Origin of the sequence: Streptomyces rishiriensis (genome assembly GCF_003112535.1) — a bacterium.
Lineage (GTDB): Bacteria > Actinomycetota > Actinomycetes > Streptomycetales > Streptomycetaceae > Streptomyces > Streptomyces rishiriensis.
The window spans coordinates 1-25,719 of sequence record NZ_BEWA01000004.1; the positions used below are offsets into that span (position 1 = coordinate 1).

General features: G+C 71.3%; 17 protein-coding genes and 7 pseudogenes. 6 read left to right on the top strand and 18 right to left on the bottom strand.

Features of this window, described 5'->3' with window-relative positions; genetic code table 11:
* Positions 1–834: 834 nt before the first annotated feature.
* The 3 genes and pseudogenes from Sri02f_RS06975 to Sri02f_RS06985 all read right to left on the bottom strand — a co-directional run.
* Positions 835–1,981: pseudogene (locus tag Sri02f_RS06975) on the bottom strand (tyrosine-type recombinase/integrase).
* Positions 1,981–2,199 carry an excisionase family DNA-binding protein gene (locus tag Sri02f_RS06980; protein WP_167467501.1) on the bottom strand — a complete coding sequence of 73 codons (219 nt, stop codon included), beginning with the start codon at positions 2,197–2,199 and terminating at the stop codon, positions 1,981–1,983. Before Sri02f_RS06980 ends, Sri02f_RS06975 begins: the two are co-directional and overlap by 1 nt.
* Positions 2,193–2,546, bottom strand: a pseudogene (locus tag Sri02f_RS06985) (replication initiator); the annotation flags it as partial. The pseudogene Sri02f_RS06985 and the gene Sri02f_RS06980, both read right to left, overlap by 7 nt.
* Positions 2,547–3,166: 620 nt before the next feature.
* On the opposite strand from Sri02f_RS06985, the gene Sri02f_RS41095 reads away from it, so the two are divergent.
* On the top strand, positions 3,167–3,379 hold the full coding sequence (locus Sri02f_RS41095; protein ID WP_159106668.1) for a hypothetical protein: 213 nt from the start codon (positions 3,167–3,169) through the stop codon (positions 3,377–3,379).
* A gap of 384 nt (positions 3,380–3,763) precedes the next feature.
* Here Sri02f_RS41095 and Sri02f_RS06995 read toward each other — a convergent pair whose 3' ends face one another.
* The 4 genes and pseudogenes from Sri02f_RS06995 to Sri02f_RS42565 form a co-directional block, all read right to left on the bottom strand.
* Entirely contained in the window at positions 3,764–4,069 is a 306-nt protein-coding gene (locus Sri02f_RS06995) for a hypothetical protein (RefSeq protein ID WP_159106669.1), read from the bottom strand.
* Positions 4,070–4,445: 376 nt separating this feature from the next.
* Positions 4,446–4,877, bottom strand: a pseudogene (locus Sri02f_RS07005) (tyrosine-type recombinase/integrase); the annotation flags it as partial.
* Between the two features lies 1 nt (position 4,878).
* A pseudogene (locus tag Sri02f_RS42560) lies at positions 4,879–4,968 on the bottom strand (mobile element transfer protein); the annotation flags it as partial.
* A gap of 277 nt (positions 4,969–5,245) precedes the next feature.
* Positions 5,246–5,458: pseudogene (locus Sri02f_RS42565) on the bottom strand (DUF2637 domain-containing protein); the annotation flags it as partial.
* 194 nt (positions 5,459–5,652) lie between these two features.
* On the opposite strand from Sri02f_RS42565, the gene Sri02f_RS07015 reads away from it, so the two are divergent.
* Positions 5,653–6,066: a VOC family protein gene (locus tag Sri02f_RS07015; protein WP_109000463.1), complete on the top strand. Its 414-nt coding sequence runs from the start codon at positions 5,653–5,655 to the stop codon at positions 6,064–6,066.
* Between the two features lie 25 nt (positions 6,067–6,091).
* Here Sri02f_RS07015 and Sri02f_RS07020 read toward each other — a convergent pair.
* Positions 6,092–6,256, bottom strand: a pseudogene (locus tag Sri02f_RS07020) (GntR family transcriptional regulator); the annotation flags it as partial.
* A 416-nt stretch (positions 6,257–6,672) separates the two neighbouring features.
* Between Sri02f_RS07020 and Sri02f_RS07025 the strand changes: the two are divergent.
* Positions 6,673–7,014, top strand: coding sequence for a hypothetical protein (locus Sri02f_RS07025; protein WP_245970491.1), 342 nt, complete (start codon positions 6,673–6,675; stop codon positions 7,012–7,014).
* A gap of 41 nt (positions 7,015–7,055) precedes the next feature.
* Here Sri02f_RS07025 and Sri02f_RS07030 read toward each other — a convergent pair whose 3' ends face one another.
* The 3 genes from Sri02f_RS07030 to chvE all read right to left on the bottom strand — a co-directional run bounded on the left by Sri02f_RS07030 (position 7,056) and on the right by chvE (position 9,462).
* A complete protein-coding gene (locus tag Sri02f_RS07030; RefSeq protein WP_245970493.1) occupies positions 7,056–7,421 on the bottom strand; it encodes a hypothetical protein in 366 nt (121 codons plus the stop codon).
* Positions 7,422–7,626: 205 nt separating this feature from the next.
* A complete protein-coding gene (locus Sri02f_RS07035; protein WP_109000224.1) occupies positions 7,627–8,178 on the bottom strand; it encodes a hypothetical protein in 552 nt (183 codons plus the stop codon).
* Positions 8,179–8,364: 186 nt separating this feature from the next.
* On the bottom strand, positions 8,365–9,462 hold the full coding sequence (gene chvE / locus Sri02f_RS07040) for a multiple monosaccharide ABC transporter substrate-binding protein (RefSeq protein ID WP_109000225.1): 1,098 nt from the start codon (positions 9,460–9,462) through the stop codon (positions 8,365–8,367).
* A 1,078-nt stretch (positions 9,463–10,540) separates the two neighbouring features.
* On the opposite strand from chvE, the gene xynA reads away from it, so the two are divergent.
* Both xynA and Sri02f_RS07050 read left to right on the top strand, forming a co-directional pair.
* Complete coding sequence (gene xynA, locus Sri02f_RS07045; protein WP_109000226.1) at positions 10,541–11,521, top strand: endo-1,4-beta-xylanase XynA; 981 nt, start codon at positions 10,541–10,543, stop codon at positions 11,519–11,521.
* Positions 11,522–11,559: 38 nt separating this feature from the next.
* On the top strand, positions 11,560–12,543 hold the full coding sequence (locus Sri02f_RS07050) for a polysaccharide deacetylase family protein (protein WP_109000227.1): 984 nt from the start codon (positions 11,560–11,562) through the stop codon (positions 12,541–12,543).
* Positions 12,544–12,647: 104 nt separating this feature from the next.
* Here the strand turns inward: Sri02f_RS07050 and Sri02f_RS43590 are convergent, their stop codons facing one another.
* The 6 genes and pseudogenes from Sri02f_RS43590 to Sri02f_RS07075 form a co-directional block, all read right to left on the bottom strand.
* On the bottom strand, positions 12,648–12,779 hold the full coding sequence (locus Sri02f_RS43590; protein WP_281261883.1) for a hypothetical protein: 132 nt from the start codon (positions 12,777–12,779) through the stop codon (positions 12,648–12,650).
* Positions 12,776–13,708 carry a M56 family metallopeptidase gene (locus Sri02f_RS07055; protein ID WP_109000228.1) on the bottom strand — a complete coding sequence of 311 codons (933 nt, stop codon included), beginning with the start codon at positions 13,706–13,708 and terminating at the stop codon, positions 12,776–12,778. The genes Sri02f_RS43590 and Sri02f_RS07055 overlap by 4 nt, the downstream gene beginning before the upstream one ends.
* 174 nt (positions 13,709–13,882) lie before the next feature.
* Positions 13,883–14,248 (bottom strand): annotated as a pseudogene (locus tag Sri02f_RS07060) (BlaI/MecI/CopY family transcriptional regulator); the annotation flags it as partial.
* Positions 14,249–14,453: 205 nt separating this feature from the next.
* Positions 14,454–19,673 carry a hypothetical protein gene (locus Sri02f_RS07065; RefSeq protein ID WP_109000229.1) on the bottom strand — a complete coding sequence of 1,740 codons (5,220 nt, stop codon included), beginning with the start codon at positions 19,671–19,673 and terminating at the stop codon, positions 14,454–14,456.
* Between the two features lie 5 nt (positions 19,674–19,678).
* Positions 19,679–22,942 (bottom strand): hypothetical protein, encoded by a 3,264-nt coding sequence (locus Sri02f_RS41100; protein WP_159106670.1) that lies wholly within the window; start codon positions 22,940–22,942, stop codon positions 19,679–19,681.
* Positions 22,935–23,762 (bottom strand): lipase family protein, encoded by an 828-nt coding sequence (locus Sri02f_RS07075; protein WP_109000230.1) that lies wholly within the window; start codon positions 23,760–23,762, stop codon positions 22,935–22,937. Before Sri02f_RS07075 ends, Sri02f_RS41100 begins: the two co-directional genes overlap by 8 nt.
* A gap of 159 nt (positions 23,763–23,921) precedes the next feature.
* Between Sri02f_RS07075 and Sri02f_RS07080 the strand changes: the two genes are divergently transcribed.
* On the top strand, positions 23,922–24,356 hold the full coding sequence (locus Sri02f_RS07080; RefSeq protein WP_109000231.1) for a MarR family winged helix-turn-helix transcriptional regulator: 435 nt from the start codon (positions 23,922–23,924) through the stop codon (positions 24,354–24,356).
* Between the two features lie 79 nt (positions 24,357–24,435).
* Here Sri02f_RS07080 and Sri02f_RS07085 read toward each other — a convergent pair whose 3' ends face one another.
* Positions 24,436–25,656: an MFS transporter gene (locus Sri02f_RS07085; protein WP_109000232.1), complete on the bottom strand. Its 1,221-nt coding sequence runs from the start codon at positions 25,654–25,656 to the stop codon at positions 24,436–24,438.
* Between the last annotated feature and the right edge of the window lie 63 nt (positions 25,657–25,719).

A 25,719-nucleotide genomic window follows, 5' to 3' on the forward strand; every position in this document is an offset into this window, starting at 1 on the left:
GGGCTACGTCAGCGCCAGCAACGCCCCTCGCCATACGGCCTGTTGACCCTTCAATAACGGCGACCTCCAGGTGCACCACCAGAGTGAATGTGGTTGCCTGGAAGGGAGGGATATCCCAGCAGCGACACCACACCGCTGATCATTCACAGCGTTAGGGAGTAGCCGTATGGGTAAGCACATGAGAAGAATTTGCGTGGCTGGAGCTTCGCTTTGCGCCGCCATAGCCTGTGGCACTGCAACCTTGACTCCAGCAGCGGCCTCACCCAACAGCCCAAACGTCACCGTCGGCGGTAGGGCAGCGGCCTGCGGTCCAAATACAGTTGTCACCCGAGTTCTAATCCAGGCAGCCAATGGGGAAGCTGCAGACGATCACGTCGCAGGTAAGGCCCCCGGCCTTTTCGGGGTCTACTCAGTGTCCTTCCACCGTGTTCCCAAGAATGGCGAAAAGGCCTTTGCCTATGTCTTCTGCACCGACCTCTCGGGCCGCACCACGTCATACGGCAATCAGATCCGCATAACCCGTCCTGCCGTCGGCAACCTCCAGCTGGTGTGGCTGACGCGCTAGCTCGGGCCGACGTGCAGCTCTGACGGCGGTTCGTGACGGCAACGCTGGTGCACATCGCTGCACCGTCAAGAACAACCGAAGACGCATCAGGCAGCTAAAGAACCTCAAGACACCGGTGCATGCACGCGCCGAAAGATCTCCTAAAGCGGGTGTCGCAGGTTCGAATCCTGCCGGGGGCACACGACTAAGGGCCAGTTCAGAGGTTTGATCCTCTCGAACTGGCCCTTTCTCGTGATCACGGCCGCGCCACGCCCGTGCCACAAAGTCCACTAGGAATCCACGTCGCCCCGCGTCTTGCGGATCATCGAGCCGAGCCGATCGGCGATCTCGCGGTCACGGCCACTGACCTCATGCTGATAGATCAGCGCCGCGGGGGGGCTATGACCCAGCCTGGTCATCAGCTCACGCAGACTCGCACCGGACGCCGCCAGCGTGTTGCCCGTGTGTCGAAGATCGTGAAAGTGCACGTCCGCGACGATGCCCGCTTTGGTCCGCGCCTCGATCCAGTCGTCCCGGAAATTGCTCCGCCGCAACCGGCCGCCCTGGGACCCGAGGAAGACGTGGGCATCCTTCCCGGCCCCGGCGAACCCGTCAAGCGGCCGCGTCGGCTCCGGCCGCCGATGCCGCTTCACCTCCGGCAGGAGTTCGGACGGGAAGGCCACCGGCCGGACCCCGGCATCGGACTTGGGTGCCTTGTCGAAGAGCGCGCCCGTCTGCATTTCTGCCTGGGAGCGGCGGACCATGAGCGCGGCATGCTCGGTGTCGACGTCCCGCCGGCGGAGCGAGGCCATCTCTCCGAAGCGCAGTCCGGTGAACGCGGCCAGGAGGACGAGCGGCCGATAGCGGGGGGCGATCGCGTCGGCCACGGCGTAGACCTCTGCCACCGTGAGGACAGGCCGTTCTGGCACGTCGTATCGGTCGGCACCCTTGATCCGGCACGGGTTGCGGCCGATCAGCTCATCGTCAACGGCCGTGTTCAGGATCGCCCGCAGGATCTGATACGCCTTCACCACGGTCGGCTCACCGGTCCGTGTCAGGCACACCGTACGCCAGGCCCGCACCTGCCCCGTGGTGATCGAGGAGAGCTCACGCTCACCGAACGTGGGCAGCAGGTGAAGCCGGATCACCGACTCGTGCCGCTCGCGCGAACGGGCAGGAAGCTTGCGATCCTTGAGCCACGCCGTGGGCGTACTCGCCAAACTGGACTTTGCCCGCGTCGGGATCGGACCACTGGCCACGGGAAATATCTGCCTCGATGACCGTCAGCGCGACTTCCGCGTCTGTCTTGGTGGCGTACGTCTGCTCTGCGCTACGGAGCTGACCCGTGTTCGGGTCGCGGTAACGGACCTGCCAACGGCCGGACTTGAGCTGCCGGACAGAACCGAACCGGCGACGTCGACCCTGACTGTTCGCCATCAGGCAGCCCTCCGGAACACGACAGAACGGAGCGTCACCGGCTGCACCGTGTGCTCAGCGACGTAAGCGGTCAGGACGCTCTCAGGAATGCGGACGTGTCGCCCCACCCTCACGAAGGTGATCCGGCGTTCCTCGATCAAGCGCCGGGGGAAGCGCACGCCCGTACCGAGCACTTCGGCGACCTGCTGAACCGTGAGAAGTCGATCCACTCTCACCACTCCCCCTCAATCTCCGGATCCGGCATGTCGGCCAGGGCTTCTCGTGCTGTCTCTCGGTTCAGTCGGATGTCCTTCGCGATCGTTTCGGCGAGCCAGGATTCCCCGGGGGTGTGGCCTTGTCCGGCGTAGGTCCAGTGGGCGAGCACGAGCGTGGAGCCCTCCGAGTCGTCGAGGTCTTCGGAGAGCCCGCGTTCGCGGCGTTCCTGCCGGGCGCGGTAGTCGGCGCGGACCCGGCGCAGGGCGCTGAGAGTGGTGGAGTAGCGGCGGGACTTGGTGGAGAAGCGCCCGCGGAAGCCGAGCATGTGAGCCCACCGGGCGAGCAGCCGGTCGGGGTACCCCGTGGTCAGTTCAGCCATCATGGGTTCCCTTCGACACTACGAAGGTACCCACCCCAATCCATGGCACTGTCAGTAAAAGTGACAGTCGGACGCCTGAACCGCCCCTGGGCAAGCCCGAGTTACGGATTTCTCTACCTCATCAAGCCCCGGCTGCGCTCCGCTCCGCCGGGCGCGCTCCCGGCTCCGCTGCGGTCTGCGCTCCTGCCTTCCGCTCCGCCCGCGCTGCGCCGACGCGCGCCCACATGTGGATAGGGCCGGTGGCCATGAGCCGATCACCGCATAGAGCGGCCCGCGGTCAAGGCAATACCTCCGGCGGAGGATCGGCCAGCACCGGGATGGAGGGGGCGCCGTCGCCGACTGCGGGTTCGTTGTGGCGCACGTGGGGGGGCTCCCATCCCGTCCACCGTCGACCCAGGCAGAGCCGAGCAGACGCGGCCCAGGGGCGTCAAGGTCGTTCGTACAGTGGCGCGCTCCACCTTGACGCCCCTAAACCACGCCCGCTCCACGGTGTGTGGGCCGACGGCGGACGGGATGGGAGTTGGGGAGAGTGGTGGGTGCAGGAAACGGGCAGGTCCATGCCACACTCAGGTGGCCCAGCTTGCGGGCGTACCTGACTCGGGGGAGTGCGCATGGAACCGCGCCTAAGGAGATTCGGCGAGCGTCTGATGACCTGCATCGCCCTGGCTTGGTTCGGCTACCAGGCCCGATATGGACAAGGGATGCTGCAGATGGTTTCTGCCGGCATGTTGGTGATTGGCGTGGTGACCATTGCATGCACCATCCTCGACCACATCCGCCCTCGACCGAAGCGGCGCCGATCCCGTGAGCAGGACGCTGGTTGAATGCCCCCTGCCGCCATTGGCCCTTCAAGCCGAGTTAGTTACGCTTGTCAAGTCCGCCTGTAGAAGGTGACACCAGCGGCTGACACCAACAGCCGCGTACATGGCGGGACGGGAGCGGTTCCAAGCGGCCATGACATCGGCGCCGGGCCGGCTTCCCTGCCACGCCCAGGGGTCCCGTGATCGACCTGATAAAGATGAGGCCAGACCTCAAAGTTGGACACGGCACGAGGTGTAGTCACCGTTTGGTGGCGCCCCGCCCTACGAGGATGCCGAGGATCACCTAGGCGGGTCCCTCCGGGGCGGCCAGGCGGCGTCTCCGGGCCATGTCCGGGTCGTCGTTGTTCTGCCCGGTAGTCGCCAGCTTGAAGGGCCGGGCACCGTGCGCTAGTGACGAGTGGCCAGGGCGTGGAACTCGAGTGCTCCGATGCCCAGGACGATGAGCTGCACCGCGCCAGGGATGCGCCATCGCAAGGCCAGAAGGCCACCGCCCGTGACTACGGCGCCACAGGCTAAGTACCACATTATCCGTTGTGCGAGCATCTGCGTTTCGGGCGCAATACTGCCGTCGTCGGTCGATCCCCCGAGTCCACACCAGTACCAGAGCCCGACGATGTACACCAGGTCTATGGCGAGCAGCAGTATGCCGATCATCACCTGCGCGCCGACATACGGCGTACTCCTGCGTTGCATGCCCACCCCGGTTATTCGCAGTCGCCAGGCCGCCGATTAATCGCAGCCCAGCATGCTGGCCTGGTCCGTGCCGCGCATGAGTACACGTACTCAGAAGCGAAGGGGGCGCTCAGGACACGAGGGCTCAGTAGGCGTGCCACTTCCGTGCCAGAACGGACGGGGACTCGCGGGGAATCGAGGTTCGCCAGGGCACGCGCTGCCCCGTGCTGCCCAAGGCCGGGATTCCCAGGTCACACCCGTAATCGCCCAACCTCGCTCCTAAAGCGGGTGTCGCAGGTTCGAATCCTGCCGGGGGCACCAGTTCAGAAGGGGGCCACCTCCGATTTTTCGGAGGTGGCCCCCTTCTGACATCCAGATCTGACATCAACGGCGACGGTCACTGACGACCGGGACGCCTCCGCAGCAGCCAGTCCATGTGGCTCATGGCCTCGCGCGGCGTGTCCTGCACGACGTGCATGGACACGTCCATGGTGATGCTGATCTGACTGTGCCCGAGGATCTCCATTACTACGCGGGGCGCGACCCCGGCCGCCGTGAGGAGCGTGGCCGGGCCTGGCGAGCGTCGTGCAGCCGGATGACGCGGAGGCCGGCGGACTGGGCGACGCGGGTGAAGGAGCGGTAGACGTTCCGCGGCCCGACCTGACGACCGGTACGGATGGTGATGACGTAGCCCGACTCCTGACAGGCACAGCGCGGGCAGCAGGACGACACGACGGCGACGGCTCTCGGGATCGTCGTCGTAGAGGACGCCGCGACGGCGCTGCGTCTACTGGCGGACGTAGGGGACGAGGTTGTCGAGGTCGAGGTCCGGCGGTGTGCTTCTCGCGGTCGCGGTGGTCGTGGGCGGTGCCGACCTGAACGGGGCCGATGCGGGTGACGTTGCGGAAGCGGCGGTTGGCCGGTACAGCCGGTTTTCCTTCCTTTGTTCGTTTGCCCGGGGCGCGCGAACATGCGTAGATGACGGCATGTCACAAGGGGCGAGGCGGCTGGCCGCCTTCGGTTCGGCCGCGTTGGTACTCGGGCTCGCGTGTGTGGGGGCAAGGTGGTGGTTGGGCGAGTCCTGGGCCACCGTGATCACCACGGGCTGCCTTGAGGTACTGATCATTTCGGCCGTTGTCGGAACGCGGCGAGTGGTGCGGAAGCGGTAAAGCCTCCCAACAGGGCCCGCCTTCACCTTCAGGGCTGGGCGGCGATGGTTTCGGCCATGGGAACTGGAATGCCGAGGCGGGCACAAAGGGTTGGCGTGCCGATCGGTGTACCGGTGCGAGTGCGGTGTTCGGCAGCGACCTTGCGGGCATGGTCGACCGGAGCAGTCGGGACCGCGACGGCGGGACGTTCGGGCGCCTTGTGGACAGCGGGTTGGGCGGGCGGCTCGGAGGCGGATTCCGGCGCTTGAGCACCACCGGACCCGGACGCAGATCGCCTCGCAGGAGAAGGTGCATGCGGCGCTCATCGGCTGGGCGACCGGCAAGCCGGACCGGCGCGAGGGCTTCATGGGGAACAACATCGGCGACGTGTTCGCACCGGAGGCCCAGGGGTCCGTCTCGAAGTCCGGCTCATTGATCTTGTGGCAAGATCGCGGGATGCTACGACTCACCGACTTCATCATCGATTGCCCGGACACGATGAAGCTGGCAGCCTTCTACTCTGAGGTGACGGGGCTCCCGGTCAAGGAGAGCAGTAACGAGAACTGGGCCGGTATCCGGTTCGGCGAGATCGAACTGGCCTTCATCCAGGTGGAGGACTACCGGGCCCCGCAATGGCCCGACAGCGAGCACCCCAAGCAGTTCCACCTCGACTTCGAAGTTGACGACGTCGAGGCCGAACAGCGCCGCGTCCTGGCCCTCGGCGCGACCCTGCAGCGGGACTGCATCGGCCCCGACGGCTACGGTTTCCGCGTCTACGTCGACCCCATCGGCCACCCCTTCTGCCTCTGCCGCAACAAGGGTGTCGTCTGGACCGATCAGGGCCCCACCTGGCCGAAGCACGACCAGTAGCACCCCACCGACACCGGTCATGCGATCACGTCGCCGGGAGCTGGTACGCCAGGACGTACGCATCCACCGCCATGACCGTGTCGCGGACGTCGGCGGGCCGCCCCTCTACGTCGAAGGCCGTCCCGATCAGGTTGGTCACGGGCACGCCGGCTGCCCGACGCGGTGCTGTACCCGGAGATCGTTCTCGGATTCCACAGCCTGTGCCTCGTGAAGCCTGTCATGACGACGACTGGCACATGGGCAGCCTGTACGACGACGGCAGCATCGCCTGTTGGGCAGCCTACGGTGATCTGTACGAGGCACTTCGGGGCTTCCCGAGGAACCGCCAAGTCGACCTGTATGTGAGAGGTTGGGGGCAAGGCGGGTAGACACGCTGTCGTACAGCCGGGTGGGCGGGTGGTAGTTGTGGGAAGGCTGAGGGTCCTCGCGACAGCCTTAGGAATGGCAGCCGCGCTCGCGGCGGCCGGCTGCGCCGGCGCCAAGGACCATGCCAGGCCCTCCGCTGGCACGTACCCGGCGCGTTCCGCGGCCTCGTCTCCTCCGGCCTCGTCTCCTACGGCCTCGCCGTCGTCAGCACGCGTCGGCCAGCACGTTCCCGGAGAGACCGTGGCCAAGGCGCCGGACCTTCCGGACGGGGAGATCGTGGCGCAGGCCGCGAACGTCAGCGGCGACCGGGAGATGGAAATCCGCGGCGGGATCGAGCCCGGAGAGCTGTCGGTCGTCGTGAAATGCCAGGGCAGAGGAGTGCTGACCGTGTCCGTGGAACCGGTCGGATTGAGCTTCCCCCTCACATGTGTGGACGGCGAGGTCACCAGCATCCTCAACCAACTGGTCCTGCAACGTTCCCGCGAGCGCGGCACCGTCACCGTCACCGCTCCTTCCCGGGTGCGCTGGGCACTCACCGTGGGACGTCAGCCGAAGCGGGCCGGGCGAGGCCGTACTGCCTGACCCGGCGTCGGGACGACGCCGGGTCCGGATCGCGCCTGCGTCTACTTGAGCGCTGTGCCGCCCGAGTTGTGATAGGCGACAGTCTTGCTGATCAGGTTGCCGCCGTCGGTCTCGATCGATGTCTGTTCCTGCTGCCCCGCGCCGAACAGCAGGCCGACGACATGGGCGTTCGCCACCTGGTCCATGTGCGCGAAGAACCAGTCGACCTTGTCGTCCTTGTAGTGGTTGAGGGTGTTGTTCTGCTTCATGTTGCCCACCGGGATCTGCCACAGGACCACCGGCTTGCCCACGGACTCGGCCATCGTCTTGCAGAACCCCAGCATGGCGGCGGCCTTCTGGTCGGTCCAGAAGTTGTCATAGCCGCCGTGGGCCGGCTGCGCGTACCAGCCTGCATCGCGGTCCGACACGTCGCCGACCAGGAAGTCGGCGTTAATCCGCCGAGACGACGACCTCGCCCACGCCGCAACTGGCTCCAAGCCGCTTGACGAGCAATAGGAGCATCAACGGGCCGTCGACGAACGGCCGTCGACCGCCTCCCTGTCGGGTCAGGGACGGTCCGGGGCGTCGGGCTCGACCACGCGGAAGCACTCGGCGACGGCGAGGACGTCGTCGTCACGAGACTATGTAGCGGACCTGTTTCTGCGCGATGCCGTGCTGGTTCGCCCGTTCCTGAAGGGCTTTGATCAGGTCGGTCTGGTAGGCCGGGACCACGAAGGCCAGGGGCTCCGCGGCACGGCGTGCGAGCTCGACGCGGTAGAGGGGGGTGAAGAGCACCGCTCCCGACGACCGCTTCAGCTCGGTCACCTCGCTCCAGGCCACCACGTCCCGCAGTCGGCCGGACAGGTCGGTGACGGCCAGGCCGCCGCCGTAGAGGTGGCACCTGTTCATCCCGCGCCCCGCGGACAGCCTTCGCCACGCCAGCCTCAGGCCGATCAGGGCGAGCAACAGGCCGGCGAGCACGACGCCCTTGAGGAACGCCGAATCGGGCTTGGCGAAGACGACCATGCCGAGGGCGAGCACGAGCACCACCAGAGCTCCCCGCCAGGCGAGTTGGCTGAGACCGCCCATCACTCCCGTGATCGCGTAGGTCCGGCGGCCCCTCGCGTGCCCGAGCTCGTCGGCTCGCTCCTGCAGGGTGGCACGCCGCTCTTGGGACGCTCCCATTCGTTCTCCCCTCGGTGTCGGCCCGCCTGCGGCCGAAGTCTGTCCACCGTCGCACGCCGCGGTTGCGGACACATCGGGGAAATCACTGAGTTGTCCCCGCTCCGAGGCCGGGTACGGCGTGAGGGCGCGCCCGGGCAGGGGCGATCGGCCGTCCGCTGCCCGGGCCGCGTGATGGGCGCTCCACCGCTACTTGAGCTGCGCGTCCTTGTAGTAACCGCCCGCGACCAGGACGTACTCGTAGTTGCTCTTGTCGACGCTCGTGGGCTGGAGCAGGTGGGCCGGAACGGCCTTGACGCCGTTCTTGTAGGAGCGCCTGTTGTTCACCTTGGGGGTCTTGTCGTTGAGTATGTCGTCGACCATGTCCGCTGCCACCGAGGCGAGTTCACGGACGTCCTTGTAGATGGTCTGCGACTGCTCGCCCTTGATGATCGACTTCACCGAGGGCAGTTCCGCGTCCTGCCCGGTGATGACCGGCAGCGGCTTGCTGCCGGAGCCGTAGCCGTCCGCCTTCAGCGCCGTCAGGACGCCGAGGGAGATGCCGTCGTAAGGCGACAGGACCGCGTCCACCTTCCTGGTGCGGTACGACTGCGACAGAACGACGTCCATGCGCCTCTTCGCGGTGGGACCGTCCCAGCGCAGGGTGGTGACGTTGTCGAGCGCGGTCTGACCGGACCGGACGACCAGCTGCCCGCTGTCTATGTAGGGCTGCAGCAGGTGCATCGAGCCGTCGAAGAAGAACTGGGTGTTGTTGTCGTCGGGGGATCCGGCGAACAGTTCGATGTTGAACGGGCCCTTGCCCTTCTCCAGGCCGAGCTTGTCGATGATGTAGAGGGCCTGGAGCCGGCCGACCTGTTCGTTGTCGAAGGAGACGTAGTAGTCGACGTTCTGGGTGTTGAGGATGAGCCGGTCGTAGGAGATCACCGGGATCTTCTCCGCGGCGGCCTTCTGGAGGACGCCGTTCAGCGACTTGTTGTCGATGGCGGCGATGATCAGCGCGTCGACGCCGTCCTGGACCAGCTTCTCGATCTGCGCGACCTGGGTCTTCGGGTTGTCCTCGCCGTAGACCAGCTTGGTGTCGTACCCCTTGGCCTTCAGGTCGTCGACGACGCTCTTCCCGTCGGTGAGCCAGCGCTGGGAGGCCTGGGTCGGCATGGCGATGCCGATGGTGCCGTGACCGGAGTGGGCCTTGCCGCCGCTCGCCGTGGTCTCTCCGCAGCCGGACAGGGTGAGAGCCAGGGAGGCGGCCCCGGCGAGGGTGGCGAGGGCGGCTCTTCGGTTGCGCATGGTGATCGTTCCTTGTTCTTCTCGTCGTTGAGAGGAGGACGGGGTGCCGGTGGCGGCTGGGGACGGTGGGACGCCCCGGGTGGGGGAGGGTGCGTCGCGGTGGCGGGGCAGCGGGTGGGTCGGACCCGCTGTGCCGCTGTTCCCGGACGGGGCCGGGGCCCCACCGCTGGGGGGTCCGCGCGCACCGATGGGTGCTGGACGCCCTGGACAGGCCGGACTTCAGGTGGGGAGAGGGGTGCGCCGCGGCGGATCCGCCCGGCGGGCTCGAAGACGCGCACGGGGCTGCCGAGGTCGTCGGCGGCCGCGGTGTGCTCGTGCTTCACGGGCGGCGGACGAGCGGGGGGTCGCGCTGGAACGACCGGCGGTCGTGCCGGCCGGCTCTGTGCGCGGTGCGGCGCTCAAGCGCCTCGGGGCCGCGCGGATCGGCGGTCGGCGCGTCGGTGCGGCCTGGCAGCCGGCTCCCGCCGGCTCTCGTGATCGCGTGGGCGGCGTGCGCCTGTAAGCACGCCGGGGTGCGCCACGGCGCTCCGACCACGCGTGGGCTGATTCCGTTGGCGCGCAAGGCACTTGCCCTTCAACCGTTCGAAATACCGTCACATGGTCGGCGTGTTGGCGTGACAGTAAGAGGGGTTGCGCATGGTGTCAACGGGACGAACGACAACAGTTCGAAGAACGGTTCGACGAACGGTTGCGGGAAGGGTTCCAGGGGCGCTCTCAGGAGCGGCTGCGGAGCTGTCGCGGGGGCAGTTGCGCAACGGTCGCGAGAGCAGCGGGGCGGGAGCCTCGGCCATGGCCAGACCGAACGGAAAAGCTTCGAAACATTCGGAATTCTTGATCCAGTAATGGGATCTTCCTATCGTGAGCCTTGCTCATCATTGTCGATCGGTTTTCCTTTCCCTCCTCCCTGAACAGCGGAAACGTCCGCGTGAGGAACGGAGGCCTTCTACGAATGTTTCGAATTCAATGCCGAAAGTATTGACAGTTGGCAGGGCCATACCAAAACTGTCGGTCAATCCGAGGGGCCGCTTCCGCCTGGCGGGCGGGATCGGCCTCACGAGGACGAGGAGGAAACACGTACATGAACGCACCCGCACGTTTCAGGCTGTTCCTCAGCGGCGTCTGCACCACGGTCCTGGTCGCCCTCGCCGCGTTGACGTCGCCCGGCGTCGCGTACGCCGACACCGTCGTCACCACGAACCAGACCGGCACCAACAACGGTTACTACTACTCGTTCTGGACCGACTCGCCCGGCTCGGTGTCCATGAACCTGGGATCCGGGGGCTCCTACGGCACGTCCTGGCGCAACACCGGCAACTTCGTCGCCGGCAAGGGCTGGAGCAACGGCGGGCGCCGGAGCGTGACGTACTCGGGCTCCTTCAACCCGTCCGGCAACGCCTACCTGTCCCTGTACGGGTGGACGTCGAATCCGCTCGTCGAGTACTACATCGTCGACAACTGGGGCACCTACCGGCCCACGGGAACGTACAAGGGCACCGTCACCAGCGACGGCGGCACGTACGACATCTACAAGACGACGCGGTACAACGCCCCGTCAGTCGAGGGCAACCGGACCTTCGACCAGTACTGGAGCGTGCGGCAGTCGAAGCGCACGGGCGGCACCATCACCACCGGAAACCACTTCGACGCCTGGGCCCGGGCCGGCATGCCGCTCGGCAGCTTCAACTACTACATGATCCTCGCGACCGAGGGCTACCAGAGCAGCGGCAGCTCCAACATCACCCTGGGCGACGCCGGTTCGGGCGGCGGCGGTGGCGGTGGGGGCGGCGGTGGCGGGGCGTGCTCCGCGACGCTCTCCGCGGGTCAGCAGTGGAGCGACCGGTACAACCTCAACGTCGCCGTCAGCGGATCCAGCAACTGGACCGTCACCATGAACATCCCCTCCCCCGCCAAGGTCCTCTCCACCTGGAACACCGCCGCCAGTTACCCCAGCGCCCAGGTGCTGACCGCCAAACCCAACGGCAGCGGCAACACCTTCGGCGTCACCGTCCAGCCCAACGGCAACTGGACCTGGCCCACCGTCTCCTGCAGCGCGAGCTGACTCCCACACCCTCGCCTCAGACTGGAGGACCACTCCGTATGAGCATCAGACCACGACACTTCTTACGCGCCCTGGTCACCAGGCTGGCCGTCCTCGCGACGGCCGCCGCCTGCGCCCTCACCGTCCAGGCCGCCGCTCCGGCGCAGGCCGCCGCCTGCAACGGATACGTCGGGCTCACCTTCGACGACGGGCCGTCCGGCTCCACGTCGGCCCTGCTCAACGCCCTCAGGCAGAACGGGCTGCGGGCCACGATGTTCAACGAGGGCCAGTACGCCGCGGCCCGCCCGGCCCAGGTGCGGGCCCAGGTCGACGCCGGGATGTGGGTCGGCAACCACAGCTACACCCATCCGCACCTGACCCAGCAGAGCCAGTCGCAGATCGACTCGGAGATCTCCCGCACCCAGCAGGCGATCGCCGGCGCGGGCGGCGGCACGCCGAAACTGTTCCGGCCGCCGTACGGCGAGACCAACTCCACGGTGCGCGCCGTCGAGGCCAGGTACGGCCTGACCGAGATCATCTGGGACGTGGACTCGCAGGACTGGAACGGCGCGAGCACCGACGCGATCGTGCAGGCCGCGGGCCGGCTCACCAACGGCCAGGTCATCCTCATGCACGACTGGCCGGCCAACACGATCGCCGCGATCCCTCGGATCGCACAGGGGCTGGCCGCCCGCGGCCTGTGCGCCGGGATGATCTCCCCGCAGACCGGCCGCGCCGTCGCCCCCGACGGCGGCGGCGGTGGGGGCGGCGGCGGCGGGGCCTGCTCCGCGACGCTCTCCGCGGGTCAGCAGTGGAGCGACCGGTACAACCTCAACGTCACCGTCAGCGGATCCAGCAACTGGACCGTCACCATGAACATCCCCTCCCCCGCCAAGGTCCTCTCCACCTGGAACACCACCGCCAGTTACCCCAGCGCCCAGGTGCTGACCGCCAAACCCAACGGCAGCGGCAACACCTTCGGCGTCACCGTCCAGCCCAACGGCAACTGGACCTGGCCCACCGTCTCCTGCAGCGCGAGCTGACCCGTCCGATCCGCGAGGGCGGGGTGGCGGAGCGGCATCGCACACTCCGCCCCTCCGTCCGCGGCTCCCGGGCGGTCGGGAACCATGCCGCTCGGCCGGCCCCCTCACGTCGTCTGCGGGTGCAGCAGCCGCGCGAGCAGGTCGTCCAGGGTGCCCAGGCCGGTGAGCCGGCCCTCGTCGTCGCGGACGACGGCGAGGAACGAGCGCGAGCGGGGCCGTGTTCCCGGTGCGGTCACAGGGGCGTCGCGGCGCGCAGGATGACGAGCATGGTCACGGCCGCGTTCGCCGACGACATCGCCGACGCGGCCGTCCCGGCGGCCGCCCCCCAGACCGCCAGGCCCGCGGCCGTGAAGAACGACGGTGGGCGCCGCGCCGCCGGGGCGGGCCCGAGCAGGGCCGTCACCCGGCGGGGCACGGGCCCCGGCGCGGCGAAGCCGGCGAGCGTGGCGTGGGGCGCGCCGTGGGAGACCAGCGCGGCCCTGCCGATCGCCCGCGCCACGGTACGACGGCTGCCGACGGCCCGGGCGGCGTCCTCGTCGGCCCAGCGCTCGGCCGTGTAGGCGACGGCCGTCCGCAGCGGCCGCAGGAACGGGTTGGCCTGCGCCGCCAGCCGCACGGCGAGCAGGTGACGGTGGTGGCCGGCGGCCAGGTGGGCGCGTTCGTGGGCGAACAGCGCACGGCGCTCGGCCGCCTGGAGGCGGTCCAGCAGGGCGGTGGTCACGACGATGCGGTCGCGTCGGCCGCCGGGCAGGGCGTAGGCGTACGGCGTCCCGTCGGGCAGGACCGCGACCTCGGTGAGCGGCAGCCCGGTGAGGGCGCGGTGTGCCAGGCGGCGCACCCTGCGGTGCCGCCACAGCGTGCGGGCGCAGCCCAGGGCCACCGCCAGCAGTGCGGGGATGGCCGCCTTGCCGGCGAACTCGTCGTAGGGGACGGCCTCGCGCACCTCCGGGTCCGACCAGCCGTCGGGCAGGGGGTTGCCGGGCAGTTGCGCCGTGCCGACCACCATCAGCAGTCCCAGGCACACCGTGCTGCACACGGCCATCACAGCGGCCACGGCGGTGAGCAGCCGGGTCGCGGTGCGGGGATGCAGATGGTGTTCGGCGAGCCGGGTGAGGGGCCAGGCCGTGAGCGGGAGCACGAGCGGCAGGAAGACGAAGAACCCCATGCGGCGTCAGTCTTCCCCGTCCGCACCGGGCCGGGGACGAGGCCGCGCACGCCGTTCCGCGGGCGGCCCGGCGGGCGGCGACTGCGGGGGCGGCCCGGCGGCGGGCGGTGACTGCGCGGGCGGCCCGGCGGGCGTGGAGTTCGGGGGCGGGGAGGGGGCGTCGTCGTGGGGGTGCTGCCCGAGCAGTTCGCGCAACAGCCGTTCGTCGTCGGGGCCGAGACCGGTGACGAAGCTGGCGAGCACCGCCTCGCGGTCGTGCTCGGCGTCCAGGACCCGGCGCATCCGGTGGGCGGCCAGGCCCGCCTCGTCCGAGACGGGCAGCCAGGCGAAGGAGCGGCCGCTGCGCTCGCGGGTGACCGCGCCCTTGGCGAGCAGCCGGGTCAGGATGGTGATCACCGTGGTGTAGGCGAGGCCGCCGCCCAGGCGTTCCTGCACCCATCCGGCCGTCGCCGGCCCGTCCGCCTCCCGCAGCGCCGACAGGACCGACGCCTCCAGCTCGCCCTGGGCCCGCCGCGGGGGACGCCGCCGGTGATCCGTCACGCCCAGTCTCCTCTTCGCCGCCGTCCGTTTTCCGGTCGGACATCGTACGGACGCCCGCCGTCCGCCGGACCTCTGCCGGGACGCCTTCTCTACAGCATTGTAGAAGCATGGCGGCCGTCGGCTCGACGGCGTTGGGCTCCACGGCGTTGGGCTCCACGGCGTTGGGGTCCACGGCGTTGGGCTCGACGGCGTTCGGCGCGCAGGTTCAGCCCGCGTCGTCGAACGTCGTCCCCGCCGCGATGGCCGCGATGCTGCGGCGCAGACGGCGCGTGTCCAGCGACGCCACCGACGTGGCGGACCGCAGATGGGCGTCGAAGACGCCGTGGTGCGGGCGCAGGACGGCGGCGAGGGCGGGGTGGTAGCCGGCGAACTCCGTGAGGTCGGCGAGGTCCCGGGTGCCGGCGGTCGCGAGCGGCTGCAGGTCGGGGAGGCCGGCGAGGAGGTCGGACAGGCGGCCGGCGGCGGTGGCTCCCGCGAGGGCGAGGGCGAGGTCGCCGCCGGAGCGGGGCGGATGCGAGATCAGACGCTCGACGGCCTGCGTCTGGTAGCGGGCGCGCCAGGGGGTGGCCGGGAACCAGTGCAGGGCGCGCGAGACGGCCGGGGCGTCGGCTGGGAGCGGTTTGCGGGCGGGGAGGCCGCCGACGCCCTGCACCGGACGGCCGGCCACCGCGAGCGCCTGGCAGGCATGGCCCACCTCGCGCCACATGGCCCGGTCATCGAGGACGATCTCGCGGGCCAGCAGCGTGCCGACCCGGGCGTTGACCGCCGAGGCGACCGTGCCGCCGTGATGCGGCTGCAACTGGCCCACCAGCCGCAGCAGGAGCACCGCCGACGGCAGGTCGACGCGCTCGACGACCCGCTCCCAGCCGACCCGCTCCAGCATGTCGAGCGTGGCCGAGGCCTTGCCCTCGTCGCCGAGGCTGATGAGGAGCGCGGCCAGGCCGACGGTCGGCTGCAGGTCGGCGACCAGCCCGAGCCGCAGGCGGCGCTCCGCCTTGCCGAGCTCGATCTTGTCCACCAGTTCGACCGCCCAACGGCGTTCCCACAGCGCCACGGTGCGCAGGACGTCCCGGATGACGCGCGGGTTGGAGAACGTGGCGATGAGCCGTTTCTTCAGCTCGAACGTCGTCTCGGTCCAGTCGGCGTTGCGGTGGTGGGCGGGCCCGACCCCGATCCGCGCGAGGTGCAGAGCCGCCATGTACTGCTCCGACGGGTTCTGCAGCAACTGCAGTTCGTCGGTGAAGATCTTCATCAGGACGGCGTCGTCCGAGAGCCGCGTGTAGACGGCCCGGCCGAGCTCGGCGACCTGCTCCAGGACCGAGAGCATCCCGGTGGCGGCGAGCGGGTTCTGGTACATGGCCGAACGCGTCTTCCACACCAGCCGCAGTTCCTCCGCCTCCTGGACGGCGGTGCGCATCGTGCGCTCGCCGTAGGCGGCGAGCAGACGGCGCACGAACCCCCGGTCGATGTCGCTGACGATGCTCAGGAACTGGGTGAACTCCTCCCCCGTCCGCACGGTGTCGAGCCGGTCCGTCCACACGTCCGGCCGCCCGATCAGCCGGCCGGTCGCCCGCAACAGGGCCGCTCCGGAGATGCCGTCGGTGTGCCGCATCGTGCGGGCGACCTCGCGGCAGGCCTCGGCGACGGCGACGGACGGGGCGTTGGCCAGCCGCTGCGCCAGTTCGCCGACGTGGAACGTCCGGGCGTACCGGAGCGCGGCCGTCGGGTAGAGGGCGCGGGCCAGACGGTGGAACTCGGCCTGCGCGTCCGGCGGCGACCACACGCTCATGCCGACCAGCAGATCGTCGACGCCGACCCTCTCGCGCAGATCGTGCAGGAACTCCGGACCGAACTCGGGGTCCGCCCCGATCCACAGGGCGAGCCGGGGGCCCCAGACGCGGCGGGAGGTGGTGAGCGCCAGCGCGACGATCTCCACCATCTGCTCCAGGCACCGTTCCCGGTAGCCGACCTGCGCCTCCCACAACCCCTTGACCAGGTGGTACTTCACGGACGGGCGGGGGTCCTTGACCAGCCAGCCGAGGACGGTCGCCTCGCCGAGCCCGTCGCCGAACCGCTGGGCGAAGCTGCGGCCGCTCTGGTGGTACGGACTCTCCACCGCGTGGGTGACGGACAGCAGCATGCCCGCCGCCTTGGGGTCGTTCTTCGTGGCGTCGGCCAGGCGGGCGACGAGCGACTCGTCGGGGTCGTTGTCCTGCGTCCACACCAGGCCGCGGGTCTCCGCCGACAGCAGCAGACAGGCGCACCAGGCGTGCAGACCCTGCACGACCCGCAGCAGCTCCACGGTCTCCATCGGGGTGGCGCGACGGACGAGCGCGCGCAGCGCCCCCAGGTAACGGCCGTTGTCGTGGCGGGTGTCGATGGCCCGCTTGAAGATCTCGTTGCGGTGCATGCCGGATGTGCGCCGCAGTTCGTGCAGGGCGGTGATCACGTCGCGCGGGCTGCTGGCGTCCAGGGCGGGCTGGAGGAGGTCCCGGTGCTCGTCGATCATCGCGGACCACTCGGTCCGGTCGACGTGCCGGCGCAGCATCATCCCGGCGAGGATCACCGCGAAGCCGTCCTCGGCCCGGGGCCGGTAGGCGACCAGCTCCTCCGGTCCCGGCTCCTGGTCGACGGGATGGTAGCCGGCGGCGTCCTCGTAGTGGACCGCGGCGTCGTCCGCCACCCGCCGCCACAGCCGCCGCTGCAGACGCAGGGCGCGCAGCACGAGGAAGTAGTCGGCGGGGCGGGACGGGTCCAGACCGGTGACGACCTCCGCGACCCGCTTGACGACGATCTCGTCGAGGTCGGCGTTCTGGAACCACTCGATCCGGTCAAGCAGGTGCAGCCGCTCCTGGGCGGTGCCCTCCCCGCTCGACAGGACGGCGTTCACCTGGGCGCGCAGCCAGGTCACGACGTGTTTCAGGGCGAGCGCGCCGGTGGACATGGCGTGCCGGATGCCGCGGATCACGGTGACCAGGTCGAACAGGCCCAGGGCCGACGGCTCGTCCTCCAGGCGGTGGGTGAACTCCAGGATGACGTCCTTGACGATGTCCTCGCTCAGCGAGTTGCCGAGCGCGGACAGACAGCGGGCCAGTTCGGCGGCCTGCGCCCGGCTGAGCCACTCCGCGAAAGCGCCGTGGCGGGTGCGTCTGAGGAGCTCGGCGGCCACCTCGGCGTGGTGGAGCCGGGCTCCCAGCAGCCGTGGCAGGACCTCGCCCCGCTCATGGCGCATCAGCGCCTCGAACCGGGGCAGCAGCCGCTCGACGACCTCCGCGCGCAGTCGCTCCGGCCCGGGAGCGGGCACCTGGTCGGGTTCCTCGCGGTCGTCGCCCGCGTCCACCTCCTCCTGGATCTGCAGGACGCGCTGGAGGATCCGGGTGCTGTCCTCGACACTGGGGATCCGGGCGAGGCCCTGTCCGTCGAGAATCTCCACGCCGAGGGTCGCGCGCTGCTCCTCGGTGAGGTCGGCGAGCGTCTCCTCGGGGACGCCCGAGTGGATCAGGGAGGCCGCCGCCATGTCGGCCACCGCGTTCTGCTGAGCGACGCCGAGGCCGCCGAAGCAGACGAGGACGGGGTCCTCGCCCCCCGTGCTGGTCATGACCCTGATGATCCGGTCCAGATCGCGGCTGCCGTCGCCGCGCCGCACCTCGGCGAGCCCGGCCTCGCTCTTCGCCTCGCCCGGCCGCGCGAGGGCCACCGCCTTGACGAAGTCCTCCAGATGCGGCCCGCCCACGACGGCCGGGACGACGTCCACGCTCTCCGTGCTCCACTCGAAGTTCGCCGAGACGTCGTACTCCAGCAGTGCGAGGACACTGCAGTGGACGTCCTCCGACACCAGCGGCAGCAGTTCGTCCACCGCCCTGTTGCCGCCCTGGAGGGGGAGCAGCCCGTCCAGGATCAGCAGACAGGGCCTGCCCTCCTCGCGCTCCGCCAGCTCGACCGCACGCCGGGCGGCCTCGATCAGCGGGTCGCGGTCGGGCAGTTCGCCCCGGGTGGACCGCAGGGCCTGGACCTGCCAGCCGCGTCGGCGCAGGTCCTCGGCGAGCAGCCGGGCGATCGTGCTCTTGCCGCTGCGCACGGTGCCGCCGACGACGGCCACCACCCGTCTCGCCCGCCCGCTCTCCCGACCCCTCCTGCCCCCGCTCCCCTTGCTCCCCTTGGCCTCCTTGCTCCCCTTGACCTCCTTGCTCCCCTTGACCTCCTTGGGCTCCTCGCCCTCCTTGCCCTTGCCGCCCTCCTTGTCCTTCCCGCCCTTCGGGTCCTTGCCGTGGAAGATCTCGCGGAGGTCGGCGACCTGCTTCACCACGGCGTCGCCCGGCCGGGCCTCCAGCGGCTGGACCACCCAGCCCAGGGCGAGCAGTTCCTCGCGGTGCCGGGCGTGCTTCCACCCGGTCCACGCCTCGCCCCAGACGGCGGTGGCGGCCCCGTCGAGGGTGAGAGCGGCGGGCAGGCCCGGCGCGGGTTCCCGCACACCGCCGGGGGCTGCCCTGACCCAGCCCCGCGCGGTGGGGGCGAGGAGTTCGGTGACGCCGATCAGCGCGAGCGCCTCGACCCGGCCGGTCAGGTCGGCGTCCGCCATCGGCGCGAAGGTCTGCCCGTCCGTCAGGACGCCGGCGGCCGAGAGATCCGGCCGGGGCAGGCCGGTGAACCCGGCGAGGGCGTCGAGGGCGTAGCCGAGTCCGACGGCCGGGTCCCGGAGGTGGTCGGCGGGCCACACCCCCACCGGGAGATCGGGGCGCGCCCCGGCCTCGACGCCGCCGAACCGGCTCAGCAGAGCGACGGCCGCCTCCCGGGCCTCGATCAGGTACGGCCCGGCCCACGCCAGGGGGCTGATCCAGGCGGCCCCGCCGACCGGCTCCGACGCGTCGGCCAGCGTGATCGCGACGCGCCCGCCGAACCCGTCCGCCACGGCCGCGTGCCGCGCAGACCGCGCCGTCCGCGCCGTCCGCGCCGTCCCGGCGTCCGGCTCCGCGGGGCCGGCCTGCGCGGGGCAGTCGGCCCACAAGTCGGCCAACTGGTCCGGGACTTCCCGGCCGAGCAGCGGGAGCAGCCGCCGTATCCGCTCACGCGCCGCCGCGGCAGGTGCGTCGTCCGCGGCGGCAGCGTCGTCCGCGTCCGCCGCCGCGGCCGGGTCCGCCGTCGCCGTCCCGCCCGAGGACACGTCGACGAGGACGGCCAGACCGCTGTCGTCGGCCACCGTCAGCCACTCGGGCAGGGAGGCCAGGACGGCGGCGCGGTCGGGCCGGTCGCACAGCTCGCCGAGCCAGCCGTCCGCGAGTCCCGACTCCGCGGTCTGCGCGGCGAGTTCCTCCTCGGCGAGGTCCCGCGCGGCCGTGCGGTTCAGCGACATCAGCAGGCGGACCAGCCGGTCCCGGACGAACGCGGTGTCGGGCACGACGGCCGGGGAGAGGGGTGACACTGTCATGAGGGTTACCTCCTGCGGCCGTTCCGTGACATGCCGTGCTTCATGGGGGTGCGGGCCCGCAGCAGGGCGGGCGCGCGGGTGGTCGCCACCACCAGGTCGGCGGACCCCTGCCACCCGGCGGAGGCGAGGCCCGCAGCGGACGCGGGCTCGCCGCCGGACGCGGGCTCGCCGCCGGACGCGGGCTCCCCGCCGGACGCGGGCTGCACGCCCCCGGCCGGGTGGGAGAGGACTCCCGCGGGCAGCCCGTCCAGCGGCCAGCGGGCCGTGCCGCCGTCGGCGACGCCGTACGTGTCCAGCCAGTTCCCGTCCCGGTGCCCGCCCGCGACGACGAACCAGTCAGACGTCAGATGGACCGCCCGCAGGTCGTGCGGGAGCGCCGGGACCGCGCCCGCGAGGGCGGCCGCGCCGCCGACGAACGTGCACGCGCCGTCCGCGTCGACGATCACCGCCGTCTCGCCGTCCGCGGCGGCCGCCAGCCGGACCGGGTTCGGGCACAGCGCGACTCTGCGCGGCGCGCCCGCGGCGGCCGGGGTCCAGCGGTGGACCACGCCGTCCAGCGTCGCCGCCCAGACGACCGGGGCGCCGGGCGGACCGGCCACCGCCGTCGCGACGACCGTCCGCCGCAGCGGTTCCCGGCCCAGCAGCTCGGCCCCCGACGCCCCCACGGCCAGCATCTCGACGGCCGGGCCGTCGCCCACCGCGAGGAAGCCGGCCGGGTGGCCCGCGCAGGGCCCCGGCAGTTCGCCCTTCCCCGTCCGCAGCACCCGGTCCGGCGTCGCGGCGTCCGGGGCGCAGGCCAGCACCGAGCCGTCGGCCAGGACGACGAGCGCGTGGACGCCCTCGGCGGTCTCCACGGCGTTCAGTTCGGTGACGCGGCCCGCGAGCTGCCGGGACGGCCCCGGCTCGCCGCTGCCGCCGTCCCACCACAGCAGCGTGGCGTCGTCGTGGGCGGTGACGACGGAGCCGGGTCCGGGCCGCCCGGCGGCGGACACCCGCGTGATCGACTGCCGTTCGCGGACCCCCGGCCCCGCCCAGCGCACCTCCAGCGTTCCGCAGGGCGCGTCGACGGGTCCGACGGCGCGCGCGAGCCGCGTGAGCTCCTGCCGGGTGGCGGCCAGCGCGAGGGCGAAGCGGCGCTGGTGCGGTGGGGCCAGCCGCGGCTGGGCGTTGTGCACGGCGGCCCGCGCCGCCCGGTCCGGGCCGCTCAGGGCCTTGACGGTGCGGGTCATGGTGGGCCGCGCCGGCGCGAGCAGGAAGCCGGGGTCGTCCAGGAGCCGGCCCGCGTCGCCGGCCGGATCGGCGGCGGCGGCCGCGGCGAGGATGTCGAGCAGATGGGCCGGCACACGCTCCCAGCCGGGGACCGCGTCGCCGGGGTCGACCTCGTCGAGCAGCCGGCGCAGCACCGCTCTTCGGGGCCCCTGGCCTTCGGCGGGGGCCGGCTGGTGGCGGGGCCGCAGGCCGGCGCGCGCGTCGCCGGGCCGGCGGCCGGTGAGCTCGCGCCGCACGAGGAAGCTCCGGCAGGCGTCGAGGCAGCTCTCCAGCTCTGCCGCCGTGACCGGGACGCCCCCGTGCCGGGCGGTGACGGCGGCCCAGGTCGGCAGGTCCAGGAAGAGATCGTCGTGGAAGGAGCACAGCGCGTTCAGGACGTCGGCCGCCGCCTCCGCCGCCGACGGCGCGAGGAACTCCCCCAGCGTGCGGCGGAAGAGGCCGTCGAGCCGTTCGACGGCGGCCTCGGTGGCCCGGTCGAGGGGGTCGGCACCCTCCCGGAGCAGGACGTCCGCCGCCGTGACGGCCGCCGCGAAGCAGCCGCCGCAGAGCCGTTCCAGGGGCGCGGCGGCCTCCGGCGGGAGCCGCCCGCCGTAGGCGAGCCGGGTCCGCAGATACGCGCCGACCGCCGCGGGGCCGTGGTGCGCCTCGTCGTCGAGGTCGACGGTCGTCCCGGCCGGCGGCCCGGGCAGCGGGCGCGCCGCGCCGAGCACCACCCGCACGCCGGGCAGCGCGGCCAGCGGCTCGACGAGGCCGGCCAGCACGGCGGCGGGCCGCTCCGCTTCGTCCACGTGGTCGACGACGATGCCCCGCGCCTTCCCGCCGTCGCCGCCGAGCGCGGCCAGCAGGCCGGCGACGCCCTCGGCGGAGAGCTTCAGCGCGCGGGCGATGTCGTCGGCCAGCCGCTCGGCGGTGCGGTCGCGCGCGTCGACCGCGGCCAGGTCGAGGTCGCCGGCCGGCAGGACGCCCCGCCGGGCCACCACCGGGAGCGCGGCGCGCAGTGCGGCGGTCGCGGTGGTGACGACACGGCCGAGGACGGCGGTCTTGCCGCTGCCGTGGGAGCCGGTCAGCCACAGCGGCGGAGCGGCTCCCACACCGGTGAGATGGTCGAGGACGGTGCGCAGCGCGCCGTCGCGTCCGGTGAAGTACCAGCCGGGCGCGTCCTGGCTGTGCACCCCGCGCGCGCTGCGGCTCCAGCCGCCCGGCAGCCAGTCGGGCGGGGTCGGCGGCATGAACAGCGGGTCGGGCAGGGCCCGGCAGCGCGGGTCCTCGTACCCGGCGACGATCCGGGCCCGCTGCGAGGTGGCCGTCAGGGCGTTCTGGACGGACTCCATCACCCGGGTCAGGTCCAGGTGCGGCTGGTCGAGGGAGGGGGCGGCGGTGTCGCGCAGCGCCGCGGTGAAGGCGTCGGAGAACACGGTCTGCCGGGCCGTCTCGGCCCGCCGGGCGGCGGCCACGACCCACAGGTCGAACTGTCCGTCGAGCGGCCGGTAGCGGGACTTCTCCAGGGTGTCCAGCAGGGCCTGTTCGCCGCCGGGCGCGGCCCCGCAGGCGTCCAGGACGAGCAGGACCTGGGCGAGGTCGACGCGCTCCTTCAGGGCCGCGAGCAGCGCGGCGGGCGGCAGTGCGGCGCGCGGGTTGAGCGGGTCGGCGTGCTCCGGCGGGACGAGCACCCACTCGTTGTCCAGCTGGTAGCCGTGGCCGGTCGCGTAGATCACCAGGGTCGCCGTCCGCGCGGGCGCCGCCTCGTCCGGGTCCGCGGCCCCCGGCGAAGGGCCGGCCCCGGAACGGCTCCAGTCGTACAGGGCGTCGTAGAGGCCCAGGTGGGAGAGGGCGTCCCCCTCCTCGGGACCGCCCGCTCCGGCGAACAGCTCGGTCAGTCCCAGGGCGCCCAGCTCGCGGCGGACGGCCCGCACCTCCTTCGGCAACAGCGTCAGATCCGCGAAGGTTCCGCCGTAGGCCGGGCGTCCCGAGACGCAGAAGTAGCCCTCCCGCTCAGCCAAGAGCCACCTTCAGCGACTCGGAGGTGCGGACGTTCTTCAGGTAGACGAGCGCGTCGTGGGCGGTGCCACGGGAGTTGGCCGCGGTCAGGTCGTGGATCTCCCCGGCGAACAGCCCGTCCAGCTTCTTGACCGTGGCGACGGCGTCCTCCTTCGCGGCGACGTTCACCCAGGTCTCGACGCCGGCCGGCCAGGGGGCCGGGCAGGCGTCGAGGTACGGGTGCAGCTCCCGCAGGACGGGCCTCAGTCCCAGCGGCGAGCCGAGGGTGACGAGTGTCTTCGCGGAGCTCGGCCCGTTGGACCGCAGCCAGTCGTAGGCCACGACGCTGCCCAGCGAGTGGGCGACGACGACGCGGGGCCCGGTCTCCATCGCGGCGCCGAACTCGGCCTGCACCTTCTTCTTGAATTCGGGGTCGCGCAGATAGCGGGCCACCTGTTTCACGAACCCGAGAATCCTCGCGTTCGTGCCGCCGAGGACCTTGCGGGCCTGCAGGAAATCGATGGCCCACTGGACGGTTCTCGGCGCGTATCCGGCCTTGCCCGTCTCATCGCGGGCGGGGTCGTCGACGCTTTCCGCGAAGGCGACCAGCAGTTCCTGTTCGAGCCCGGGGCCGAGGTCCCCGACCTCGTACTGCCAGGCGGGCCCCGCTTTCCCGTCGTTGTAGAGATGGCCGTAGAAAACGCATTCGATCGTGAGGCTGTCGACCTCACGGAATCGCACGTTCCGCAACCCCTCGCGCAATGCCTCCAGCCAGGTGTCGCGCATCTCGTCGCGACTCGACCTGTTGGCGAAAATTCCGTGCACGACGACGACGTCCGCCATGAATCCACCACCCCCGGTTCGTCCCTGGCCACGATTATGACGACGCGGGCCGCCCCGACACCCTTGCCTGCGCGAATTCGTCGCGCCGCGGGAGGTCGAACTCGGCGGCCGGCCACCGCCGTTACGCTTCCCTCCATGGGGAAAGGCGCAGGTGAGCAGATGGGGGTCGGCACCGCTCTGGTGCGCTCGGCGTTTCTCGTGAACGCCGTGTACGCCGAGTCGAGCCGGGTCCACGGCATCACTCCGCAACAAGGGCAGCTGCTGTGCGTGCTGATGCCGCAGCCGTACGGCATGACCGAACTCGGCGAGACCCTGGGGCTCGCCAAGTCGAGCCTGACCGGGCTGGTGGACCGGACGGTCCAGCGCGGGCTGGTCCGCCGCGAGCCCGACCCGCGGGACGGCCGGGCCGTGCGGGTGGGTCTCACCGAGGAGGGCGGCCGGCTGGCGCACGAGTTCTACGCCGAGACGTGCCGGCGCATCGAGTCGCTGCCCGCGACGCTGAACGCGAACGAGCGCGACCGGCTGGCCGCGCTCCTCGCCCGCGTCGTCCAGGACAACAGGGTCCCCGAGGTCTTCACCGACCCGGACGCCTGACTGCCGCCGTTTTCTCGCAAGTCGTCTTGTTTGCAGCATTCATGACGGCCCGCCATAGCCATGCCTCACGGGCGACCGCTCACGGCGAGGCGTCAGCGGGCGCGGGCGCGGGTGCGGGTGCGTCCGGGCGCGGCCCGGTGCGTGCGGCGAACGCCAGAGCCAGGGTCACCGCGATGGACATGCACGCCATCGCGGCCATCGCCGTCGCGGGCGAGGTGAGTTGCGCCGCGCCGCCCGCAAGGGCCGCGCTCACACCCTGCAGGGTGAGCATCCCGGCCGAGTGCAACCCCAGCGCGTGGCCGCTGAGTTCGGGCGGGGTGAGGGCCATCAGCCGCTCCTGCTGCACCAGGCTCGCGCCGAAGCCGACGGAGGCGAGGGCGGCGCAGGCCGCGGCGAGCGGAACGGCGGGGTGCAGGACGAACAGGGTGTAGGGGGCGGCCAGGAGCAGCAGGAGCGGGGTGGCGAGGCGGGCGCGCAGATCCGGCGGGAGGAGACGGCCCACGAGCACGTCCCCGGCCAGCATGCCCAGGGCGGCGCACGCGAACAGCGTGCCCGCGGCGCCGGGGTCGTAGGGCACGAACAGGGCCTCGCAGCCGACGACCAGGCCGTTGGGCAGCCACAGCCCCAGATAGGTCAGGCGGCGGGGACGGGAGGACCACAGGGCGACGTTGGCGCGCCGGGTCGCCGCGACCGACAGCCGGCCCGCGGCCCGCGACGGACGGGCGCTCAGCCCGAGGCGGGCGACGACGGCCGAGGTCGCGTACAGCAGAGCGGCGAGCAGGAGGACCGGGCGCGGGGAGAGGGCGGTCACGAGCACGCCGCCGGTGGCGTAACCGGTGATCTGCATCAGCCCGCTCATCATGTTGAACAGCGAACGCCCGGGCAGATAGCCGCCCTCGGCGCCGCCGAGGATCTCGTTCAGCAGCCCCCAGCGGACGCCGCCGCCGAGCGAGGCGACCAGCCCCTGGACGAGGACGACGGCGAAGACGCCCCAGGTCGGCAGCCCCGGCAGCGCCATGAGGGCCGCCGCGCCGGCGAAGGCGAGGGAGAGGCCGGTCAGCGCCGACCGCGGAGGCAGCCGGTCGGACCCCGAGAGCAGGACGGTCGCGCCGAGCACCTGCGCGAGCGACGGCCCGAACATGCTCACCGCCGACAGCAGCGGCGAACCGGTGGCCCGGTAGACGAGGGTGCCGAGGGCCAGCCCGCTGACCGTCTGGGCGGCGGTCTGGGCGGCGGCGGACAGGAAGAGAGGGGTGAACTCGGGGACGCGGAAGAGCTGGCGGTAGGAGAAGCCGGTCATGGCCGGAGTCTGGGGCGGGCCCGGAGAGGTCGGTTATTGTTTCGCCGGTCCGCGAAACGTCGC